The organism is Cytobacillus sp. Hz8, from assembly GCF_042263505.1.
In the GTDB taxonomy this organism is placed as follows: Bacteria; Bacillota; Bacilli; order Bacillales; family Cytobacillaceae; genus Bacillus_BE.
In genome coordinates, this window is record NZ_JBHKFI010000044.1 from 1 (window position 1) to 1,290 (window position 1,290).

The 1,290-nt window shown below is 54.5% G+C and carries 1 rRNA gene; it reads left to right on the top strand.

The window, feature by feature from the left end:
- Positions 1-1,290, top strand: a 23S ribosomal RNA gene (locus ACE38V_RS23200); the annotation flags it as partial.

Genomic DNA, 1,290 nt, shown 5'->3' on the forward strand with positions numbered 1-1,290 from the left:
GGTGCCCGTACCGCAAACCGACACAGGTAGGCGAGGAGAGAATCCTAAGGTGAGCGAGAGAACTCTCGTTAAGGAACTCGGCAAAATGACCCCGTAACTTCGGGAGAAGGGGTGCTCTTTGGGGTGTTAAAGCCTCGAAGAGCCGCAGTGAATAGGCCCAGGCGACTGTTTAGCAAAAACACAGGTCTCTGCGAAGCCGCAAGGCGAAGTATAGGGGCTGACGCCTGCCCGGTGCTGGAAGGTTAAGAGGAGGGGTTAGCGTAAGCGAAGCTCTGAATTGAAGCCCCAGTAAACGGCGGCCGTAACTATAACGGTCCTAAGGTAGCGAAATTCCTTGTCGGGTAAGTTCCGACCCGCACGAAAGGCGTAACGATCTGGGCACTGTCTCAACGAGAGACTCGGTGAAATTATAGTACCTGTGAAGATGCAGGTTACCCGCGACAGGACGGAAAGACCCCGTGGAGCTTTACTGTAGCCTGATATTGAATTTTGGTACAGCTTGTACAGGATAGGTAGGAGCCTTGGAAGCCGGAGCGCTAGCTTCGGTGGAGGCGTCGGTGGGATACTACCCTGGCTGTATTGAAATTCTAACCCGCACCCCTTATCGGGGTGGGAGACAGTGTCAGGTGGGCAGTTTGACTGGGGCGGTCGCCTCCTAAAGAGTAACGGAGGCGCCCAAAGGTTCCCTCAGAATGGTTGGAAATCATTCGTAGAGTGTAAAGGCACAAGGGAGCTTGACTGCGAGACCTACAAGTCGAGCAGGGACGAAAGTCGGGCTTAGTGATCCGGTGGTTCCGCATGGAAGGGCCATCGCTCAACGGATAAAAGCTACCCCGGGGATAACAGGCTTATCTCCCCCAAGAGTCCACATCGACGGGGAGGTTTGGCACCTCGATGTCGGCTCATCGCATCCTGGGGCTGTAGTCGGTCCCAAGGGTTGGGCTGTTCGCCCATTAAAGCGGTACGCGAGCTGGGTTCAGAACGTCGTGAGACAGTTCGGTCCCTATCCGTCGTGGGCGTAGGAAATTTGAGAGGAGCTGTCCTTAGTACGAGAGGACCGGGATGGACGCACCGCTGGTGTACCAGTTGTCTTGCCAAAGGCATCGCTGGGTAGCTATGTGCGGAAGGGATAAGTGCTGAAAGCATCTAAGCATGAAGCCCCCCTCAAGATGAGATTTCCCATAGCGCAAGCTAGTAAGATCCCTGAAAGATGATCAGGTAGATAGGTTTGAGGTGGAAGCGTGGCGACACGTGGAGCTGACAAATACTAATCGATCGAGGACTTAACCA